Below are 19,401 nucleotides of genomic sequence, written 5' to 3' on the forward strand. Positions count from 1 at the left end.
CGAGAGGGCAGGTGGGTGCCCACTCGGCCTGCACAACTGACCTCTCGGCGGTCGGTCCTCGACCAGTAGCCTCCTGGCATGCGGAGAGGGCGGATCATCCTGCTCAACGGGGCGTCGAGCTCGGGGAAGAGCAGCATCGGGCGGGAGCTGCTGCCGCTGCTCGAGGACCCGTGGTTCCTCGTCCCGGTCGACGGCGTCAGCGGGATGCGCTCGACCGTGCATACGCGGGAGCTCGACGATGCCGGGATCGCGGAGATGCTGCGGAGGACCCGGCTCGGCTACCACCGGACGGTCGCCGCCCTGGCCTCGGTGGGCAACGACGTGATCATGGACTACCCGCTCAGCGAGAGCTGGCGGCTCGACGACCTCCTCGCCGTGCTCGACGGCTACGACGTCACCCTCGTCGAAGTCTGGTGCGCGCCCGACGAGCTCGAACGACGGGAGGCGGTGCGCGGCGACCGCCCCACCGGCCTCGCCCGCTCACAGACCCTCGTCTATTCCCATGACGCATACGACATCCGTGTCGACTCCACCGCCACACCCCCGCCTGCGTGCGCGAAGGCGATCGCCCACGCCCTGCCTGCCCTCACCGCCCCAAAGCATTCGACCGCCTCCGGACCCGCGACCGCGCCGAGTAGTCACGTACGTCGGCCGAGGCGTCACTTCTGCAGGCCGAGAGGTCGCTTGTGCAGGCCGAGGGGTCGCTTGCGCAGGTCGAGTGGGCAGATGTGACCTCGCTCGATCTGCAGAAGTGACGCTTCGGCCTGCAGGGGTGACGCTTCGGCCTGCAGAGCTGACGCTTCGGCCTGCAGGGGTGACGTCTCGGCCTGCAGAGGTGACGTCTCGGCCTGCAGAGGTGACGCTTCGGCCTGCAGAGGTGACGCTTCGGCCTGCAGGGGTGACGCTTCGGCTTAGCCCAGGACGAGGACGAGGTCGCCGCCGTCGACGGCTTGGGTGCCGGAGAAGGCGAGCCGGGAGATCTTGCCGTCGATGGGGGCGGTGATGGCGGCCTCCATCTTCATCGCCTCGATGGTGGCGACGGTGTCGCCGGCCTTGACGGTGTCGCCGGCCTCGACGGTGATGGTGACTACGCCCTGGAACGGCGCGGCGACCTGGCCGGGCACCGCGGGGTCGGCCTTCTCGGCTGCGGCGACCTCAGCGGCGACGGAGCGGTCACGGACGCCGATCGGGCGCAGGTGGCCGTTGATCGTCGCCATGACGGTGCGGATTCCGCGCTCGTCGGGCTCGGAGACGGCGGTGAGGCCGAAGATCACCGTCTTACCCTCGGAGAGCTCGACGACATGCTCCTCGCCCTCGCGCAGACCGTAGAGGTAGTCGAGGGTCGAGATCACCGACACGTCGCCCCACTTGGAGCGTGCCTCGGTGAAGTCCTTCGTCGGGCCGGGGAAGAGCAGACGGTTGAGCGTGGCCCGGCGCTCGCCGGGCTGCTCACCGGCCAGCGCGGCGGCGTCCTCGGCCGACAAGGTCGGCGACGGAGCATTCCAGGTGCGGCCGGCGATCGCCTTGCCGCGGAAGGGCTCGGGCCAGCCGCCCGGCGGGTCACCGAGCTCGCCGTTGAGGAAGCCGATGACGGAGGCCGGGATGTCGTACGCGGCAGGGTCGGCCTCGAACGCAGCCGGGTCGGCCCCGGCCGCCACGAGCGAGAGCGCCAGGTCCCCGATGACCTTCGAGGACGGGGTGACCTTCGGGACCCGGCCGAGGATCTGGTTGGCCGCGGCGTACATGTCCTCGATCTGCTCGAACTTCTCACCCAGCCCGAGCGCGATCGCCTGCTGGCGCAGGTTGGAGAGCTGGCCGCCCGGGATCTCGTGGCGGTAGACGCGACCGGTCGGTGCCGGCAGGCCGGACTCGAAGGGCGCGTAGACGCGGCGTACGGCCTCCCAGTAGGGCTCCAGCGAGTTCACCGCCGCCAACGACAGGCCGGTGGCGCGCGGGGTCTGGTCGACGGCAGCCACCAGCGAGGAGAGTGGCGGCTGCGACGTGGTCCCGGCCATCGACGCGGTCGCGGCATCGACAGCGTCGACCCCGGCGTCGATGGCGGCGAGAAGCGTGCCCAGCTGGCCACCGGCGGTGTCGTGGGTGTGCAGATGCACCGGCAGGTCGAACCGCGAGCGGAGCGCGGTGACCAGGGTGCGCGCGGCGGGCGCCCGCAGCAGACCGGCCATGTCCTTGATCGCCAGCACGTGCGCCCCGGCGGAGACGATCTCCTCGGCCAGCCGCAGGTAGTAGTCGAGCGTGTAGAGCTTCTCGTCCGGCGAGGAGAGGTCGCCGGTGTAGCAGAGTGCCACCTCCGCGACGGAGGTCCCGGTCGCACGCACCGCGTCGATCGCCGGCCGCAGCTGGGACACGTCGTTCAGCGCGTCGAAGATCCGGAACACATCGATCCCGGTCGAGGCCGCCTCCGAGACGAACGCGTCGGTGACCTCGGTCGGGTAGGGCGTGTAACCCACCGTGTTGCGACCACGCAGCAGCATCTGCAGGTTGATGTTCGGCACCGCCTCGCGCAGCTGTGCCAGCCGCTCCCACGGGTCCTCGGAGAGGAAGCGGAGAGCGACGTCGTACGTTGCCCCACCCCAGGCCTCCAGGGACCACAGCTGCGGTGTCAGCCGGGCGACATGGCCGGCGACGCCGCGCAGATCGGTCGTGCGGACCCGGGTCGCCAGCAGCGACTGATGGGCGTCGCGGAAGGTGGTGTCGGTGACGGCCACCGCCTCCTGGGAGCGCAGAGCGGCGGCGAAGCCCTCGGGCCCGAGCTCACGCAGGAGGTCCCGAGACCCGGCCGGGGGTGCCACCGACAGATCGAGCGACGGCAGCTTCTCCACCGGGTGGAGCGAGACCGGAGCAGCGCCGTGCGGCTGGTTGACGGTCACGTCGGCCAGGTAGGTGAGCAGCTTGGTGCCCCGGTCGCCGGAGGCCCGCGCGGTCAGCAGCTGAGGGTGGGTCTCGATGAACGAGGTCGTGATCGAGCCGGCAACGAAGTCGGGGTCATCCAGCAGCGCCTGCAGGAAAGGGATGTTCGTTGCGACCCCGCGGATCCGGAACTCCGCCACCGCCCGTCGGGCCCGGGTGACGGCGTCCGCGAACGTACGGCCGCGGCAGGTGAGCTTGGCGAGCATCGAGTCGAAGTGCGGCGAGACCTCGGCCCCGGAGTAGGTCGTGCCGCCGTCGACCCGGATCCCTGCGCCGCCGGGGGAACGGTAGGTGGTGATCATGCCCGTGTCGGGGCGGAAGTTGTTGGCGGGGTCCTCGGTGGTGATCCGACACTGCATGGCCGCGCCGCGAAGCTGGACGGAGTCCTGGGTGAGGCCGAGATCAGCCAGGGTCTCGCCGGCGGCGATCCGCATCTGCGAGCGCACCAGGTCGACGTCGGTGACCTCCTCGGTCACGGTGTGCTCGACCTGGATGCGCGGGTTCATCTCGATGAACACGTAGTTGCCGTCGGGGTCGAGCAGGAACTCCACGGTCCCGGCACACGAATAGCCGATCTCACGGGCGAACCGCACCGCGTCCGCGCACATGCGTTCACGCAGGTCAGGATCGAGATTCGGAGCGGGAGCGATCTCCACGACCTTCTGGTGGCGGCGCTGGACCGAGCAGTCACGCTCGAAAAGGTGGATCACCTCACCGGTGCCGTCGGCGAGGATCTGCACCTCGATGTGACGCGGCTCGACCACGGCCTGCTCGATGAAGACGGTTGGGTCACCGAAGGCAGCCTCGCCCTCCCGCATGCACGTCTCGACGGCCTCGCGAAGCTTGTCAGGCGAGTCGACCCGCCGCATCCCGCGACCACCGCCGCCCGCGACCGCCTTCACGAACAGCGGGTAGGGCAGTGCGGAAGCGGCGGAGACGAGCGCGTCGACGTCGGTGGACGGCTCGACCGACTGAAGCGTTGGTACGCCGGCAGCCTTCGCCGCCGCGATCGCGGTGGCCTTGTTGCCGGTGAGCGTGAGAACCTCCGCCGAAGGCCCGATGAAGGTGATCCCTGCCCGCGCGCACGCCTCGGCCAGCGCCGGGTTCTCGGAGAGGAACCCATAGCCGGGGTAGATCGCGTCCGCGCCGCTCTGCTTGGCGACCTCGACGATCGCGTCTGGATCCAGATACGCCCGGATCGGGTGGCCGAGCTCGCCGATCTGATAGGCCTCGTCGGCCTTCAGCCGGTGCTCGGATCCGCGGTCCTCGTAGGGGAAGACGGCGACCGTCTTCGCCTCGAGCTCGAAGCCTGCACGGAAAGCTCGGATCGCGATCTCGCCGCGGTTGGCAACCAACACCTTCTTGAACATGGCGGTAACGGTACCGATCCGAAGCCGGTCGTCCAGGTAATGGGACGCTACCTCCCAGTTGCTGGACGCACGTCACCGGCCGAGCAGGGCATCGTGCTGCTCGGCCATCTGCTCCCGCAGGCCGCCCACGACGGCGGCCACGGCGGGTCGGCGCCAGGACTCGGGATGCACGACCGCCCAGTAGGGCAGCCGCTGGTGGATCTCGTCATGGAGCAGCCGGACGAGGTCGGGGTGCCGATCGGCCATGAAGCAGGGCAGGAGGCCGAGGCCGGCGCCGGCCCGGGTCGCCTCGACGTGCACGAACACGTTCGTCGAGGTGACCGCGTCGCGGATGCCGGGCAACAGCCGCCGGGGGATGTCGAGATCATCGACCTGGAGCATCGAGTCGACGAAGTAGACCAGGCGGTGGCGTACGGCCTCCTCGATCGTGCCAGGTGCACCGTGGCGCTCCAGATAGCCGGGGGAGGCGTAGAGGCCGAGCTCGTAGCCGCCCAGGTGCATCGCCCGGCCGCGGTTCACCGCCGGCTCGCCGACCACCACCTCGATGTCGACGCCGGAGCGGTGCTGCGCCGCCTGCCGGGTCACGGTGACGATCTCGACCGAGAGCTCGGGATGGTCCTGTCGCAGCCCCGCCACCGCCGGAGAGGCGACGTACGCGGCGAACCCGTCGGTCGTCGACATCCTGACCACGCCGGCGACCGGGTCGGCGGGCTCGTCGGCCGCCAGTTGGGCCAGCGACTCGGCGACGCCCTCGGCGGCCCGCGCCGCCCGCTCGCCGAGAGCGGTCAGCGCCCAACCGTCCGAACCGCGTACGAGCACCCGCCCACCGAGGACCCGCTCGAGGGCGGCGATGTTGCGGCTGACGGTCGTGTGGGTCAGGCCCAGCGAGCGCGCGGCGGTGGTGAAGCGGCCGCTGCGGGCCACCTCCAGCAGCACCAGCAGCTGGTCAGCGGAGGGTGTGGTCGGCGACGAGGTGGCCATCGGGCCACCCTATCGAGAGGTGTGCATTTTCGTTCACAGCGTGTGCCAACATGCGCGTTGCAAGCACATCGTGATCGCTGTCACACTCCCAGCCATGTCCTCGACACAGCCGGGCGCCACCGCCGCCCCCAACGACCAGAGCCTGCTCCGCAGGACCGTGGCGGCCTCCATGGCCGGCACGGTCGTGGAGTGGTACGACTTCTTCCTCTACGCCACCGCCTCGGCGCTCGTCTTCGCCAAGGTGATCATGCCGGCGACCGGCAACGCCTACGACGGGATCATCGCGGCCTTCGTCACCTACGCGATCGGGTTCCTCGCCCGACCCCTGGGCGGCATCTTCTTCGGCCACATCGGCGACCGCCTCGGCCGCAAGTACACGCTGCAGCTGACGATCATGCTGATCGGCGTGGCCACCGTGCTGATGGGCTGCCTGCCGACGTACGACCAGGTCGGGATCTTCGCGGCGATCGGCCTCGTGGTGCTGCGGTTCGTGCAGGGGCTCGCGCTGGGTGGTGAGTGGGGCGGCGCCGTCCTGCTGGTCGCCGAGCACGCCCCGGACGAGAAGCGGGCGACCTGGGCGGCTTGGCCGCAGGCGGCGGTGCCGGTGGGTAACCTGCTTGCCACACTGGTGCTCACCGTGATGACCATCACGCTCTCCGACGCCGCGTTCCTGGCGTGGGGCTGGCGGGTCGCGTTCTGGCTCTCCGCCGTGGTGGTCCTCGTCGGCTACTTCATCCGTCGCTCGGTCACCGAGGCGCCGATCTTCGAGGCCGCCAAGGCCGAGCAGACCGACGCCGCCTCGACCGGCTACGGCGTGTTCGAGGTGGTCAAGCGCTACCCGATCGGCGTGCTCAAGGGGATGGGTCTGCGGTTCGCCGAGAACATCATGTACTACCTGGTCGTGTCGTTCTCGATCGTCTACCTGGTCGAGGACCAGAAGATGGATCAAGGCGCGCTGCTCGGCCTGATCGCGATCGCCCACGCCTGCCACTTCTTCTTCATCCTCGCCGTCGGCTGGTTCGCCGATGGCGTGGGCCGCAAGCCGGTCTACCTGGTCGGTGCGGTGCTCGGCGCGACCTGGGGTTTCTGGGCGTTCCCGATGCTCGACACCACCAACAACGTCGCGATCTGCGCCGCCCTGATCGCCGGCCTGGCGATCCACGCGCTGATGTACGCCACCCAGCCCGCGATCATGGCCGAGATGTTCCCGACCCGGATGCGCTACTCCGGCATCTCGATCTCCTACCAGGTCACCTCGATCTTCGCCGGCTCGCTCGCGCCGCTGCTGGCCATCGCCTGGCTCCGCGACACCGGCACCTGGACCAACACCGCGATCTACCTCGCCGTGGCCGGCATCATCACGGCGCTCGTCGTGCTCACGCTCAAGGAGACCAAGGGCACCTCGTTGCGAACCCTGGACCGCGCCGATGCCGACCGTGAGGCCGAGCGCGAGGTGACCCCGGCGTGACGTCAGCGACGACGGCCCCGTTTGCGCCGGTCGACACCGGACGTACGCTGCGGGGCCGCCGCGCGCTGGTCACCGGCGGTGCCTCGGGGATCGGTGCGGCGGTGGCTCGCGAGCTCGCCGCCCGCGGTGCACGGGTCGTCGTCGCCGACGTGTCCGGCGACGCTGCCCGGGCTCTGGCCGAGGAGATCGGCGGCGAGGCGTGGGTGGTGGACCTGAGTGCCACCGCCGAGCTGGACGACCTCACCCTGGAGGTCGACATCCTGGTCAACAACGCCGGCATCCAGCGGGTCAGCCCCATCGAGAAGCTCGATCCCGACGACTTCCGCAAGATCCACTCGATCATGCTGGTCGCGCCGTTCCTGCTGGTCAGGGCCGCCTTGCCGCACATGTACGCCAACGGCTGGGGTCGCGTCATCAACGTCTCCTCCGTGCACGGCCTGGTCGGCTCTCCCTACAAGAGCGCCTACGTCTCGGCCAAGCACGGGCTGGAGGGACTCTCGAAGGTCACCGCCCTCGAGGGCGGTCCGCACGGCGTGACCAGCGTCTGCGTCAACCCCGGCTACGTGCGTACGCCGCTGGTGGAGAAGCAGGTCGCTGACCAGGCCGAGATGCACGGCATCGCGACCTCCGAGGTCCTCGAGCGGGTGCTGCTGCAGGACGCGGCGGTCAAGCGGCTCGTCGAGCCGGAGGAGGTCGGCTCCTTGGTCGGCTGGCTCACCGGGCCGGACGCGGCGATGGTCTCCGGTGCCTCCTGGGCCATCGACGGCGGTTGGAGCGCCAAGTAGCCTCACACTCAGGCCTGCGTACGCCACCAGTCCACAGTCGCCTTGGCCCCGGTCTCGAGCGGCGTGGGCGACAGGCCGAGGCGTGCCTCGCTGGCCGAGGAGTCCATCACGAACGGCCGGTCGAACTGGTAGACCATCTCGGCCAGCTCGCGGGTGCCCGGGTGCACGGCTCCGATCGCCTTCAGCGTCCAGGCCGGGATGCTGCCGACCCGCGGCGCGGGCACGCCGGCCACCTCGGCGTACGTCCGGACCAGAGCGCGCTGGGAGACCGCCGGAGCGGTGGGCGCGTGCAGGAAGGTGTTCCACAGGGCCTCGTCGCCGGCGGTCTTGATCATCGCGGCGCCCAGGTCCGGGACGTACGTCCACGAGTGCGGTGCGTCCGGGTCGCCGAGCACGCGCATGGTGCGGCCGGCGAGGACGGTCGGGACCATCCGCTCACCGGCGTGGGCGTTGCGCACGAGCGGGCCGTAGAAGTCCGACGCCGCGACGCTGACGGTCGGGGTCGGCGAGGCGTCGCGGGCGCGGAGCAGGTCGACGCGCACGGCCGGCTTGCCGAAGTCGGCGTCTCGCGGGGTCTGCTCGGTCATCGTGCCGGCGACGTGGCCGTAGGCGTAGAGGCTCTCGGGGAAGACGACCACGGCACCGGATCGACCGGCGGCCTCGAGCACGACCTGCTCGGCCCGCGGGAGCTCGGCGCGCCAGGTGGCCGTGGCGTAGGCGCTTCCGTGCATGCAGTGGAAGACGGCCTGCACGCCGGACGCTGCCTGGGTGACGGTGTCGGGGTCGGTGGCGTCGCCGCGAAGGCGCTCGATGCTCGCGTGCACCGGTCCGCTGCCGGAGCGGGTGAGGAGGCGTACGCGATCGCCGCGGGCGGCGAGCTGCTGGGCGATCGTCGCGCCGACGGGGCCGGCGCCGATGACGAGGTGGGTGCTGTTCATGGCTGTGTCCTTTGCTTCGGGTCTGAACGAAGTGGCCCCGAGCGTGGCGAGATCCGGGGTTGGAGAGCATTGCTCTCGGAACGAGTCTGACGCGACACGTGCCAGAAAGCAAGAGCAGTGCTCACATTTGTTGACACCGCTCTCTGACCCGAGACACGATGGGGTCATGGCAGGCACCACACGAGACGGCACCCCGCGCGAACGAGCGCGAGTGCAGACCATGGACGAGATCGTCCGGATCGGCCGCGAGCACCTGGCGGTCCATGGAGCCGCCGCACTCTCGCTGCGTGCGGTCGCCCGTGACCTCGGGGTGGTCTCCTCGGCGGTCTACCGCTACGTGAAGAGCCGCGACGAGCTGCTGACGTTGCTGCTCGTCGCGGGCTACGACGAGCTGGGTGACGCCGTGGACGCCGCCGTCGAGGCGGCCCCCGAGGGCGACCACCGGTCCCGGTTCCTCGCGCTCGGACGTGCGGTCAGGGCGTGGGCGCTGGCCGAGCCGGCGACGTACGCCCTGCTCTTCGGCTCCCCGGTCCCTGGCTATGCCGCACCCGACGAGCGCACCAGTGTCCCCGGCACCCGTGTCCCGGTCGCGATGCTGCGCCTGGTCGCCGCTGCGCTCGAGACCGGTCGGTTGACCCTGCCCGAGGAGCCGGACGAGATCTCACCTGCGCTCGAGGGCGGGCTGCAGGGCATCCGTGACCAGGGCGGCCTCGAGCTGCCCGACGCGGTCCTGATCCGTGGTGTGCTGGTCTGGACGAGCCTCTTCGGCAGGATCAGCTTCGAGGTCTTCGGCCAGTTCGGCCCCGACGCGTTCGGTGATCCCGCCGCCCTCTTCGAGCTGCACCTCGTCGCACTGGCCGACCAGCTCGGGCTATGACGGACGGTCGGATGCTCACCGAGCTACCTCGGTGAACGGCCGCCTCGAGACGAGCTACTTGATCTCGGCGATGACTCCACCGTTGGTCACGGTCTCGCCGACGGTGGCGTTGAGGCCGGTGATGACGCCGGCCTTGTGGGCCTTGAGGGGCTGCTCCATCTTCATCGCCTCGATGACGATGACGACGTCGCCCTCGGCGACCTCTTGGCCCTCTTCGACGGCGATCTTGACGATGGTGCCCTGCATCGGCGAGGTGACGGAGTCGCCGGAGGCGGCCGCGCCGGCCTTCTTCGCCGAGCGCTTGGGCTTCTTCGCGGCACCGGCGCCGCCACCGACGGCGAGCCCGCCGAGACCCGCGGGCAGGGACACGGAGAGGCGCTTGCCGCCGACCTCGACCACCACGGTCTGGCGCTCGCCGTCCTCGGCCGGCTCACCGGCAGCGCCGGCGTACGGGGTGATCTGGTTGTCGAAGTCGGTCTCGATCCAGGTCGTGTAGACGTCGAAGGAGCCGTTCTCGGCGGTATAGGCCGGGTCGGAGACGACGGCCTGGTGGAACGGGATGGCGGTCGGCATGCCGTCGACCTTGAACTCGTCGAGCGCACGGCGCGAACGCTCGAGTGCCTGGGTGCGGTCGCGTCCGGTGATGATCAGCTTCGCGATCAGCGAGTCGAACGAGCCGGGGATGGTCTCGCCCTTCTCGTAGCCGCCGTCGAGGCGTACGCCGGGGCCGGCCGGGGGAGCCCACTCGGTCAGCGTGCCCGGGGCCGGCATGAAGTTGTTGCCGCCGTCCTCGGCGTTGATGCGGTATTCGATCGAGTGGCCGCGGACCTCGGGGTCGTCGTAGCCCAGCTCCTCGCCGGCGGCGACGCGGAACATCTCGCGGACCAGGTCGATGCCGGTGACCTCCTCGGAGACACAGTGCTCGACCTGGAGGCGGGTGTTGACCTCGAGGAAGGAGATGGTGCCGTCGGCGGCGACGAGGAACTCACAGGTGCCAGCGCCGACGTAGCCGGCCTCGCGCAGGATCGCCTTGGAGGACTCGTAGAGGCGCTTGTTCTGCTCCTCGGTGAGGAACGGTGCGGGGGCCTCCTCGACCAGCTTCTGGTGGCGACGCTGCAGTGAGCAGTCGCGGGTGGAGACGACCACGACGTTACCGTGCTGGTCGGCCAGGCACTGGGTCTCGACGTGGCGCGGCTTGTCGAGGAACTTCTCGACCAGGCACTCGCCGCGACCGAAGGCGCCCACGGCCTCGCGTACGGCCGACTCGTAGAGGTCGGGGATCTCCTCGAGCGTGCGGGCGACCTTCAGGCCGCGACCGCCGCCGCCGAAGACCGCCTTGATGGCGACCGGGAGGCCGTGCTCCTCGGCGAAGGCGACGATCTCGGAGGCGTCCTCGACCGGGTCCTTGAGGCCGGGAGCCAGCGGTGCGCCGGCCTTGAGCGCGATGTGCTTGGCCTTCGCCTTGTCGCCGAGCGACTCGATGGCCTCGGGCGGGGGGCCGATCCAGGTCAGCCCGGCGTCGATCACGGCCTTGGCGAACTCGGCGTTCTCAGCCAGGAAGCCGTAGCCCGGGTGGACCGAGTCGGCACCCGACTCGCGAGCGACATCGAGGATCTTCTCGATGGACAGGTAGGACTCCGCCGGCGTCGCTCCGCCCAGCGAGTAGGACTCATCGGCCAGGCGCACGAAGAGCGCGTCACGGTCGGGGTCCGCGTAGATCGCTACGGAGCCGATTCCGGCGTCCTTGCACGCGCGGATCACTCGAACGGCGATCTCACCGCGGTTGGCGATCAGGACCTTGGTCAGTGGCTTGCTCAACGAGAACTCCTCCATCGTGAATGCAAGGACATGCTAGAGGAGGCCTTCCGGCCTGGCTTCAGGCGTCCGTGATGACGATTGTCACACCGAGGCGAGCTGAGCGAGCGAAGAGGTGACCCGGAGGTAGACGTCGTCGTCGACGTGTACGCCCGCACGCCGCAGTGCCAGCACCGCCGCACCGGCCAGTCCGTCGGTCGCGACGACCGCCCCGGGCGCGACCCGGTTCGCGAAGTCCGGCTGCCGGGCGAGCACGCTCCCGGCGGCGACCAGCGGCCCCTCGACATCGGACGTACGCACCGCCGCCAGCGTCTCGGTGAGCCCGGCCGCCGCCTCGTCGAGGATGCCCGCGGCCACCCGGTCGCCTGCCCCGGCCGCGACGAAGACGAGCGAGGCGAAGTCGGCCAGACGCAGCGGGGCCATCGCATAGAGAGCGGCCGTCGCCGCGACGAGCGCGGAGGTCCGGCCGCCCGTGCGCTGATCGTCCGGTGTGATCCCGAGGGTGTCGAGAAGCAGGCCGGTGAGCAGCGTCGAGGACCCGCGCCCGTCCAGCGGCGCCAGCCCGGCGCGTACGACCTCCCGGCCGAGCCAGAAGCCCGAGCCGACGTCACCGATCAGCCAGCCCAGTCCGTCCGAGATCGCGGCGAGCCGCCCGTCCTCGACCCGAACCGCCGACGCGCCTGTGCCGGACAGCAGCACATAGCCGTCGGGAGCCGCCGTCCCCGAGAAGTACGCAGCCAGCACATCGAACTCGAAGACCGGCTCACCCGCGACCAGGTCGGAGAGAGCGGCCACGATCGCCGCCCGGTGGCCGGCGTCGCCCGCCCCTGCCACCGCCAGGGCAGCGCCGGAGATCTGACCGGCGTTCGCGGAGGTCACGGCCTGGGTGACAGCCGCGGTGATAGCTGCCGTGGCGGCCTGGATCCCGGCCGATGTCGGGTTGCCGCTGCCGGCCTTGCCGATGCCTCGGCAACGCCCGTCCGAGGAGACGACGACGGCGCGAGTGCTGGTGCCTCCCGCGTCGAGTCCCAGATAGTTATGAGTCATTGACACCGTTTCGTAACAGAAAACCATTGCCAGGCGTACTCTCTCCAAATAGTTTTCGTGCGCAGGGCTCGTCATACGGTCGTAGCCCGAGTTTGCAAAGTGGGTGGACTAATTGACCAGTGACGTGTTCGGAACCTTCGACGAGCAGGTTCGCACACGCCTGTCCGAGCTGCAGTCCATCGCGCAGTCCGGTGGCCTCGACGAGGCGGTCGAGGCGATGGTCCACAGCATCCGCAACGGCGGTGTGCTGCAGGCCTTCGGCACCGGGCACTCGCAGGCCTTCGCGATGGAGATCGCCGGACGTGCCGGCGGACTGATCCCCACCCACGCCATCGCCCTGCGCGACACCGTCCTCAAGGGCAGGCGCCCGGCGAGCGACCTCCAGGGCGGTCTCCTCGAGCGCGACAGCAACATCGCCGACGAGCTCTGGGGTCTGCACGAGCTCCACCCCGAGGACGTCTTCCTGATCGCCTCCAACTCCGGCGTCAACGGCTCGATCGTCGGCATCGCGCTGCGCGCGAAGGAGAAGGGCCACAAGGTGATCGCGGTGACCAGCCTCGAGCACACCAAGGCGGTCACCCCCAAGCACCCCAGCGGCAAACGCCTCGCCGAGATCGCCGACGTCGTGATCGACAACCTGGCCCCCTTCGGCGACGCCACCGTGACCCTCGGTGGTGGTGAGGACGGCGCCCAGGGAGTCCTGGCCGGTGCCGTCTCCTCCATCACCGCTGCGTACATCGCCCAGCTCCTGACCCTCGGCACCGCTGCCAGGATCCAGGAGGAGGGCGAGACCCCGCCCCTGTACCTCTCCGCCAACATCCCGGGTGGCGATGAGCACAACGATGCGTTGAAGGCTCGCTACGGCGAGCGCATCGGAAGCATGGCATGAACACCCGTAAGAAGAAGTAAAGAGGAATCCCACCCGAAAGAAGGCAGCACGATGTCCCAGCAGCTTCACGGCCGGCTCGATCGCCGGACCCTTCTGCGCGGCAGCCTCGCCGGCGCGGCGCTCTTGTCGTTCTCCGGTGCGCTCGCCGCCTGCGGCGCACCCGGCAGCGACTCTGACAACTCCGGCGGTGGCACCAAGTCCGACACCAACCCGTTCGGGATGGCCAAGGACTCCACCGTCGACGTCGTGATCTTCGACGGCGGCTACGGCTACGACTACGTCGAGTTCGCCGCGGGCGTGGCGGGCAAGGAGTTCGCCGACGCCACGATGAAGGTCAGTGCGACCACCAAGATCGCCACCGAGCTGCAGCCGCGCTTCGTCGGCGGCACGCCGCCGGACCTGATCGACAACTCTGGCGCGGACCTGATCGGCTACAACACCATCGCCGCGCAGCTCGAGACGCTCGACGACGTGTTCGAGGCGAACAACTACGAGGGCACCAAGATCGCCGACACCCTCTACCCCAACGTCGAGGTGCCCGGCACCTTCGGCGGCAAGTTCGTGGCGATCAACTACGTGATGACCGTCTACGCGGTGTGGCACTCCGCCTCGCTCTTCGAGGAGAACGGCTGGACCGCCCCGAAGACCTGGGACGAGGCGCTCGACCTCGGTGCCAAGGCCAAGGCCAAGAAGAAGTACCTCTGGACCTGGGGCAAGGAGGCGGCGACCTACTACCGCACCCTGGTGATCGACTCGGCTGCCAAGGAGGGCGGCGACGAGGTGCGCCTCGCGCTGGAGAACCTCGAGAAGGGCGCCTGGTCTCACCCGACGATCCAGTCGATCCTCGAGAAGCTCGGCGAGATGGTCAAGCAGGGGATGTTCATCCCCGGCGGCGCCGGCACCGTGTTCACCGCCGCGCAGGCCAAGTGGTCCAACAAGCAGCAGGCGCTCCTCTACCCCAGCGGTGGCTGGATCGAGAACGAGATGAAGGACACCACGAAGGAGGGCTTCGAGATGACCGGCATCCCGGAGTTCACCCTCACCGACAAGTCGGAGATGCCGTACGAGGCGATCCGCGCCGCCGCGGGCGAGGGCTACATCGTGCCGAGCAAGGCCAAGAACCCGGCCGGTGGCAAGGAGCTCCTGCGAGCGATGCTGTCGAAGGAGGCCGCCACGAACTTCGCCAAGACGAAGCTCGCGCCGACCATCGTCAAGGACACCGTCCCCGCCGACGGCTTCGGCTCCGCGGCATTGAAGTCGCAGACCGCGATGCTCGACGCCGCCGGGGAGAACGTCTTCAACTTCCAGTTCTACGACTACTACGGCACCAACACCGACGAGCTGGTCGTATGGAACTCGTTCCTCTCCGGTGACCTGGACGTCAAGGGCCTGACGGAGAAGGTCCAGGGCATCTTCGACAAGGTCGCCGACGACTCCTCGATCGAGAAGCTCAAGATCACCTGATCCCTCTCACAGATCGCGAACCACCTATGTCTGCATCAGCTACTGATGCGACGGCGGGCGGGCTCCCCGAGGCGAACCCCTGGGGAGCCCCACCGCGCCGTCGCCGCCGCAAGCTCACCTTCGACCGGGCCCTGTTCATGGCCGTCTTCCTCGGCCTCCCGGTCGCGGTCTTCGTCATCTTCGTCGTGATCCCGATCGGCCAGGCCCTCTTCTACTCGCTCACCGACTGGTCCGGTTTCTCCCCGGTCATGAACGTCGTCGGCCTGGACAACTACGTCAAGCTCTTCAACGACGACACCTTCCTCAAGGCGTTGCGCAACAACGTGCTGCTCACGCTCGTGGTGCCACTGGTGACCCTGGTCGCGGCGCTGGCGATCGCGGTGGTCGTCACGACCGCCGGCCCCAGCACCGGTCAGGTGCGCGGCCTGAACGGCTCCGGCTTCTATCGCGTCGTCTCGTTCTTCCCCTACGCCGTCCCGGCCGTCGTCATCGGCCTGCTCTGGGCGCAGGTCTACGACCCGGCCGCCGGACTGCTCAACGGCATGCTCACCGGCATCGGCTTCGAAGGGTTCACGAACTACGCCTGGCTCGGGGAGGTGCGTGCGGCGATGCCGGCCTCGATGTTCGTGATGATCTGGGCCAACATCGGCTTCTACACCGTGCTCTTCGTGGCCGCGATCAAGGGCGTCCCCGCGGAGATCTACGAGGCCGCCCGCATCGACGGCGCCGGCCGGTTCCGTACGGCCGTCTCGATCACGCTCCCCTCGATCCGTGACAACGTCCAGACGGCCTACATCTACCTCGGGATCCTCACCCTCGACGCGTACGTCTTCATGGCGGCGCTCGCCCCGGGCGGTGGGCCCGCGAACTCGACGCTGACGATGAGCCAGTATCTGATGAACACCGCATTCAAGAAGGGCCAGTTCGGCTACGCCACCTCGATGGGGGTGGTGCTCGCCCTGGTCACGCTGCTCTTCGCCGCGCTGATCTTCGTGATCTTCCACTTCTCCGGTGGCCGGGACAAGAAGGGAGGCGTACGCGCATGAACACCCCACTACGTCCTCGCTCCGCTCCGGGCGCAGCGGGGGACCCCGAAAGCATGACTACCGTGACTCTCGACAGGGCGGCCGCCCCGGCGCGCCCCGACGGCAGCCGACGTACGCCCGGTGACGCCCTGGTGGCGGGCACCTCGCACACGATGCTGGTCCTGTGGTCGGTGATCGTGATCGTGCCGTTCTGCTGGGTGCTGCTCTCCTCGTTCAAGACGTCGAAGGAGATCCTGTCCTCGCCGTTCACCCTGCCGGCGCAGTGGAGCTTCGACAACTACGTCAGCGCCTGGACGAAGGCCGGCATCGGGACGTACTTCTTCAACACCGTCATCGTCGTCGGCACCGCCTTGGTGCTGGTGATGCTGCTGGGGGCGATGTGCGCCTATGTGCTGGCGCGGTTCGAGTTCTTCGGCCGCAGCTTCATCTACTACTCGATGCTCGGCGGGCTGACCTTCCCGGTCTTCCTGGTCATCGTGCCGCTGTTCTTCGTGCTCCAGGGGTTCGGGCTGCTCAACACGTTGCCCGGTCTGATCCTGACCTATGTGGCCTATGCGCTGCCGTTCACCGTCTTCTTCCTCTTCGCCTTCTTCAAGACGCTGCCCGACGACGTCTACGAGGCCGCGATGATGGACGGGGCAGGGGAGTGGCGCACGTTCTTCCGGATCATGCTGCCGATGGCCGCACCCGGGATGGCCGGCGTCGCGATCTTCAACTTCCTCGGACTGTGGAACCAGTTCCTGCTCCCGGTGGCGCTCAACACCGATCGGGACAACTACGTGCTGACCCAGGGGATGGCGTCGTTCTCGTCGCAGGCGGGCTACAACGTGGACTTCGGTGCGCTCTTCGCCGGCGTGGTGATGACCGTGCTCCCGGTCCTGGTCGTCTACCTGATCTTCCAGCGGAGGATCGCCGGGACGGTCTCGACCGGCACTTTCCGCTGACCACATCGACTGCCGAGCCGGCGCGTCATGACGCGCCGACTCGGCGGTTTTCGGCGTCAGGATGAGCCGACTCGGGGATTGGTGTGACGCTGCTCTCGCGCCCCAGGTTAATAAGCGCTAACCTAGGGCGCGTGACTGCTTTCCTCCAGCCCGAGCACGAAGAGCTGCGTGCTGTCGTCCGTGACTTCGCCCAGAAGGAGGTCGCGCCCCATGCCGCGCAGTGGGACCGCGACCATTACTTCCCCGTCGAGGTCGTCCACAAGATGGGCGAGCTCGGCCTCTTCGGCCTGACCGCCCCCGAGGAGTACGGCGGCGGTGAGGGTGACCTCGTCGCGCTCTGCGTGGCGATCGAGGAGCTCGGCCGGGTCGACCAGTCGATCGGCATCACGCTCGAGGCCGCCGTCGGCCTGGGGATCAACCCGATCCTCACCTACGGCACCGACGAGCAGAAGCAGCGCTGGCTCCCCGACCTCGTCGCCGGACGCGCGCTGGCGGGCTTCGGGCTGACCGAGCCGGGTGCCGGCTCCGACGCCGGGGCGACCGCCACCAAGGCCGTCCTGGACGGCGAGGAGTGGGTCGTCGACGGCGCCAAGCAGTTCATCACCAACTCCGGTTCCTCGATCACCTCGGTCGTCACCGTCACCGCGCGCACCGGGACCCGCGACAACGGCAAGGCCGAGATCAGCACCATCATGGTCCCGTCGGGCACTCCCGGGTTCACCGCCGAGAAGGCGTACGACAAGCTCGGCTGGCACGCCTCGGACACCCACCCGCTGTCCTTCGACGGTGCCCGGGTGCCCGCCGACCACCTCCTCGGTGAGCGCGGCCGCGGCTATGCGCAGTTCCTCGCCACCCTCGACGACGGCCGCGTCGCGATCGCCGCGCTCGCCGTCGGCTGCATCCAGGCCTGCCTCGACATGGCGCTCGACTACGCGGGCGAGCGGCAGACCTTCGGCGGCCCGATCGGGCGCAAGCAGGGCGTCGCCTTCCAGATCGCCGACCTCGAGGTCATGCTCCGGGCATCGCGCCTGCTGACGTACGAGGCTGCCGCGATGAAATCAGCGCTGGACACCGGTGGCGCGACGACGAAGCAGTTCAAGCAGGCGGCAGCCGCCGCCAAGCTGTACGCCACCGAGTCGGCCGTCACCGCGACCCGCATCGCCACCCAGATCTTCGGGGGCTACGGGTTCATGGAGGAGTATCCGGTGGCCCGCTTCTACCGCGACGCCAAGATCCTCGAGATCGGCGAGGGCACCTCCGAGGTGCAGCGGATGCTGATCGCCAGAGGCCTCGGCCTCCCTGTCGAATAAGTCGCGGGCGGTCCGTGGATGGACCGGCGAATTGACCGGCGGCTGAACGAAACCCGCAAAGTATTCAAACGTCATCTCACCAATGACCGTTTACTGTAGCCACATGGCGTTCGGGGGAGAGCTGCTCGATCGGCTGCGTCGCACCCGCCTCTTCGGCGAGGTCGTCCGCTTCATGATGGTGGGCGGCATCGCGACCGCAGTCGCCTTCGTGCTGTTCAACGGCCTGGTCCACGGTTTCTTCCTCGGTGCCGGGCCGATGAACGGGCAGCCGATCCCGGCGTACGTCATCGCCAACACGGTCGGCATGCTGATCAGCTACGACCTGAGCCGCCGCTGGACCTTCCGTCACCGGGTCTCCGACCACCCCGACGGCGGGTTCACGGCTTATGTCGTGATCAATGCGGTGACGATGCTGCTGCCGATCGCGTGCCTGTATGTCACCAGAAGCGTCATCGGCTGGGACAGCGCGATCGCCGACAACGTCTCGGCCAACGTGGTCGGCGTGCTGATGGGCCAGGTCGCCCGGTTCTTCCTGTTCCGGCGGTTCGTCTTCGGCCGGCCGATCCGCTACACCCAGGTCTACGGCAGCGTCGAGGAGCAGGCCGCAGCGGTGAACGCCGCCGCCCCGGGACGGACGGTGCTGGTGGCGCCGGAGCGTCGCGAACGGGTCAGCGGTTCCACAGATCGGGCCATGCGTGACCGAGGCCGCTGAGCAGGTCACGTAGCAGCGGCAGGCTCAACCCGACCACGTTGTGGTGGTCGCCCTCGATCCCCGTCACGAACGCCCCGCCCAGCCCGTCGATCGTGAAAGCGCCGGCGACGTGAAGTGGCTCACCCGTCGCGACGTACGCCGCGATCTCCTCGTCGCTCATCTCCGCGAAGTGCACAGTGGTGGCGGCCGTCCGGGACACCTTCCGTCCCGTGGCCGTGTCGGTCAGCGCATGCCCGGAGACGAGTATGCCGCTGTGCCCGCGCATCTCCCGCCAGCGCTGAGCCGCCTCCTCGGCGTCGGCGGGCTTGCCGAGGGCCTTGCCGTCGAGCTCGAGGACGCTGTCACAGCCCAGCACGAGCGCGCCTTCTGGGACCTCGGGCCGGCCGGCCACGGCGTCCCGTTTGAGCTCGGCCAACCCGAGCGCCAGGTCGGTCGGGGGCAACCCGTCGAGCCGGCTCTCGTCGACACCTGAGACGATCACCACGGGCTCGACACCTGCGCTGCGCAGCGTTTGCAGGCGAGCGGGGGACTTGGAGGCAAGGACCAGCGTGGTCATGTCCCAACCCTAGGGGTAAAGGTCCTTTACCTCGGTGCTGGTCCCCGCTAGGTTTCGCACGTTAATCCAACCCTATAGAGGAGAACCCAAAGTGGCCGACTACTCGCCACCCCCGCCCCCGCAGCAGCCTTACGGCGCCGGCCCCGTGGGCGAAGTCACGCTGAGCCAGCCGCTCCGCGGCGCGTCGCCCCGTGACGCCATCGCGCGCTTCTTCAAGAAGTACGCCAAGTTCGAGGGCCGCGCCAGCCGCTCCGAGTTCTGGTGGCCG

Annotated in this window: 16 protein-coding genes; 10 read left to right on the forward strand and 6 right to left on the reverse strand. The window is 69.1% G+C overall.

Annotation, left to right across the window (positions count from 1 at the left end; genetic code table 11):
- Positions 1 to 78: 78 nt before the first annotated feature.
- The gene (locus ACRDPS_RS12815; RefSeq protein ID WP_431502026.1) at positions 79 to 732 is read left to right on the forward strand and encodes a chloramphenicol phosphotransferase CPT family protein; all 654 of its coding nucleotides are present in this window, start codon (positions 79 to 81) and stop codon (positions 730 to 732) included.
- A 179-nt stretch (positions 733 to 911) separates the two neighbouring features.
- Here the strand turns inward: ACRDPS_RS12815 and ACRDPS_RS12820 are convergent, their stop codons facing one another.
- On the reverse strand, positions 912 to 4,301 hold the full coding sequence (locus tag ACRDPS_RS12820; protein WP_431502027.1) for a pyruvate carboxylase: 3,390 nt from the start codon (positions 4,299 to 4,301) through the stop codon (positions 912 to 914).
- 72 nt (positions 4,302 to 4,373) lie between these two features.
- Entirely contained in the window at positions 4,374 to 5,282 is a 909-nt protein-coding gene (locus tag ACRDPS_RS12825; protein ID WP_431502028.1) for a LysR family transcriptional regulator, read from the reverse strand.
- Positions 5,283 to 5,376: 94 nt separating this feature from the next.
- Here ACRDPS_RS12825 and ACRDPS_RS12830 point away from each other — a divergent pair, with 94 nt between their 5' ends.
- Together ACRDPS_RS12830 and ACRDPS_RS12835 are read left to right on the forward strand one after the other, a co-directional pair.
- Entirely contained in the window at positions 5,377 to 6,750 is a 1,374-nt protein-coding gene (locus ACRDPS_RS12830) for an MFS transporter (RefSeq protein ID WP_431502029.1), read from the forward strand.
- Positions 6,747 to 7,535 carry a 3-hydroxybutyrate dehydrogenase gene (locus ACRDPS_RS12835; protein WP_431502030.1) on the forward strand — a complete coding sequence of 263 codons (789 nt, stop codon included), beginning with the start codon at positions 6,747 to 6,749 and terminating at the stop codon, positions 7,533 to 7,535. The genes ACRDPS_RS12830 and ACRDPS_RS12835 overlap by 4 nt, the downstream gene beginning before the upstream one ends.
- Positions 7,536 to 7,543: 8 nt before the next feature.
- Here the strand turns inward: ACRDPS_RS12835 and ACRDPS_RS12840 are convergent, their stop codons facing one another.
- Complete coding sequence (locus ACRDPS_RS12840; protein WP_431502031.1) at positions 7,544 to 8,473, reverse strand: NAD-dependent epimerase/dehydratase family protein; 930 nt, start codon at positions 8,471 to 8,473, stop codon at positions 7,544 to 7,546.
- 166 nt (positions 8,474 to 8,639) lie between these two features.
- Between ACRDPS_RS12840 and ACRDPS_RS12845 the strand changes: the two genes are divergently transcribed.
- Positions 8,640 to 9,350: a TetR/AcrR family transcriptional regulator gene (locus tag ACRDPS_RS12845; RefSeq protein WP_431502032.1), complete on the forward strand. Its 711-nt coding sequence runs from the start codon at positions 8,640 to 8,642 to the stop codon at positions 9,348 to 9,350.
- Between the two features lie 54 nt (positions 9,351 to 9,404).
- Here the strand turns inward: ACRDPS_RS12845 and ACRDPS_RS12850 are convergent, their stop codons facing one another.
- Together ACRDPS_RS12850 and ACRDPS_RS12855 are read right to left on the reverse strand one after the other, a co-directional pair.
- On the reverse strand, positions 9,405 to 11,183 hold the full coding sequence (locus tag ACRDPS_RS12850) for an acetyl/propionyl/methylcrotonyl-CoA carboxylase subunit alpha (protein WP_431502033.1): 1,779 nt from the start codon (positions 11,181 to 11,183) through the stop codon (positions 9,405 to 9,407).
- Positions 11,184 to 11,249: 66 nt separating this feature from the next.
- Complete coding sequence (locus tag ACRDPS_RS12855) at positions 11,250 to 12,212, reverse strand: N-acetylglucosamine kinase (protein WP_431502034.1); 963 nt, start codon at positions 12,210 to 12,212, stop codon at positions 11,250 to 11,252.
- 112 nt (positions 12,213 to 12,324) lie between these two features.
- On the opposite strand from ACRDPS_RS12855, the gene ACRDPS_RS12860 reads away from it, so the two are divergent.
- The 6 genes from ACRDPS_RS12860 (at position 12,325) to ACRDPS_RS12885 (ending at position 18,577) form a co-directional block, all read left to right on the forward strand.
- Positions 12,325 to 13,101 (forward strand): sugar isomerase domain-containing protein, encoded by a 777-nt coding sequence (locus ACRDPS_RS12860; RefSeq protein ID WP_431502035.1) that lies wholly within the window; start codon positions 12,325 to 12,327, stop codon positions 13,099 to 13,101.
- Between the two features lie 51 nt (positions 13,102 to 13,152).
- On the forward strand, positions 13,153 to 14,565 hold the full coding sequence (ngcE, locus tag ACRDPS_RS12865; protein WP_431502036.1) for an N-acetylglucosamine/diacetylchitobiose ABC transporter substrate-binding protein: 1,413 nt from the start codon (positions 13,153 to 13,155) through the stop codon (positions 14,563 to 14,565).
- 26 nt (positions 14,566 to 14,591) lie between these two features.
- On the forward strand, positions 14,592 to 15,611 hold the full coding sequence (locus tag ACRDPS_RS12870; RefSeq protein ID WP_431502037.1) for a carbohydrate ABC transporter permease: 1,020 nt from the start codon (positions 14,592 to 14,594) through the stop codon (positions 15,609 to 15,611).
- Positions 15,612 to 15,664: 53 nt separating this feature from the next.
- Positions 15,665 to 16,555 (forward strand): carbohydrate ABC transporter permease, encoded by an 891-nt coding sequence (locus ACRDPS_RS12875; RefSeq protein WP_431502038.1) that lies wholly within the window; start codon positions 15,665 to 15,667, stop codon positions 16,553 to 16,555.
- A gap of 131 nt (positions 16,556 to 16,686) precedes the next feature.
- On the forward strand, positions 16,687 to 17,865 hold the full coding sequence (locus tag ACRDPS_RS12880; protein WP_431502039.1) for an acyl-CoA dehydrogenase family protein: 1,179 nt from the start codon (positions 16,687 to 16,689) through the stop codon (positions 17,863 to 17,865).
- Between the two features lie 103 nt (positions 17,866 to 17,968).
- Positions 17,969 to 18,577 (forward strand): GtrA family protein, encoded by a 609-nt coding sequence (locus ACRDPS_RS12885; protein WP_431502040.1) that lies wholly within the window; start codon positions 17,969 to 17,971, stop codon positions 18,575 to 18,577.
- On the opposite strand, the gene ACRDPS_RS12890 is transcribed toward ACRDPS_RS12885, so the two are convergent.
- Positions 18,534 to 19,133, reverse strand: a complete 600-nt coding sequence (locus ACRDPS_RS12890; RefSeq protein WP_431502041.1) for a Maf family protein — start codon at positions 19,131 to 19,133, stop codon at positions 18,534 to 18,536. The genes ACRDPS_RS12885 and ACRDPS_RS12890 overlap by 44 nt on opposite strands.
- Positions 19,134 to 19,401 lie beyond the last annotated feature (268 nt).

This window comes from Nocardioides sp. (assembly GCF_050699375.1).
GTDB lineage: Bacteria > Actinomycetota > Actinomycetes > Propionibacteriales > Nocardioidaceae > Nocardioides.

Excerpts from the sequence above, each read along its gene's own strand:
- ACRDPS_RS12815 (WP_431502026.1), top strand. The coding sequence starts at position 79 with ATGCGGAGAGGGCGGATCATCCTGCTCAACGGGGCGTCGAGCTCGGGG.
- ACRDPS_RS12820 (WP_431502027.1), bottom strand. The coding sequence starts at position 4,301 with ATGTTCAAGAAGGTGTTGGTTGCCAACCGCGGCGAGATCGCGATCCGA.
- ACRDPS_RS12825 (WP_431502028.1), bottom strand. The coding sequence starts at position 5,282 with ATGGCCACCTCGTCGCCGACCACACCCTCCGCTGACCAGCTGCTGGTG.
- ACRDPS_RS12830 (WP_431502029.1), top strand. The coding sequence starts at position 5,377 with ATGTCCTCGACACAGCCGGGCGCCACCGCCGCCCCCAACGACCAGAGC.
- ACRDPS_RS12840 (WP_431502031.1), bottom strand. The coding sequence starts at position 8,473 with ATGAACAGCACCCACCTCGTCATCGGCGCCGGCCCCGTCGGCGCGACG.
- ACRDPS_RS12845 (WP_431502032.1), top strand. The coding sequence starts at position 8,640 with ATGGCAGGCACCACACGAGACGGCACCCCGCGCGAACGAGCGCGAGTG.
- ACRDPS_RS12850 (WP_431502033.1), bottom strand. The coding sequence starts at position 11,183 with ATGGAGGAGTTCTCGTTGAGCAAGCCACTGACCAAGGTCCTGATCGCC.
- ACRDPS_RS12855 (WP_431502034.1), bottom strand. The coding sequence starts at position 12,212 with ATGACTCATAACTATCTGGGACTCGACGCGGGAGGCACCAGCACTCGC.
- ngcE (WP_431502036.1), top strand. The coding sequence starts at position 13,153 with ATGTCCCAGCAGCTTCACGGCCGGCTCGATCGCCGGACCCTTCTGCGC.
- ACRDPS_RS12870 (WP_431502037.1), top strand. The coding sequence starts at position 14,592 with ATGTCTGCATCAGCTACTGATGCGACGGCGGGCGGGCTCCCCGAGGCG.
- ACRDPS_RS12875 (WP_431502038.1), top strand. The coding sequence starts at position 15,665 with ATGACTACCGTGACTCTCGACAGGGCGGCCGCCCCGGCGCGCCCCGAC.
- ACRDPS_RS12885 (WP_431502040.1), top strand. The coding sequence starts at position 17,969 with ATGGCGTTCGGGGGAGAGCTGCTCGATCGGCTGCGTCGCACCCGCCTC.
- ACRDPS_RS12890 (WP_431502041.1), bottom strand. The coding sequence starts at position 19,133 with ATGACCACGCTGGTCCTTGCCTCCAAGTCCCCCGCTCGCCTGCAAACG.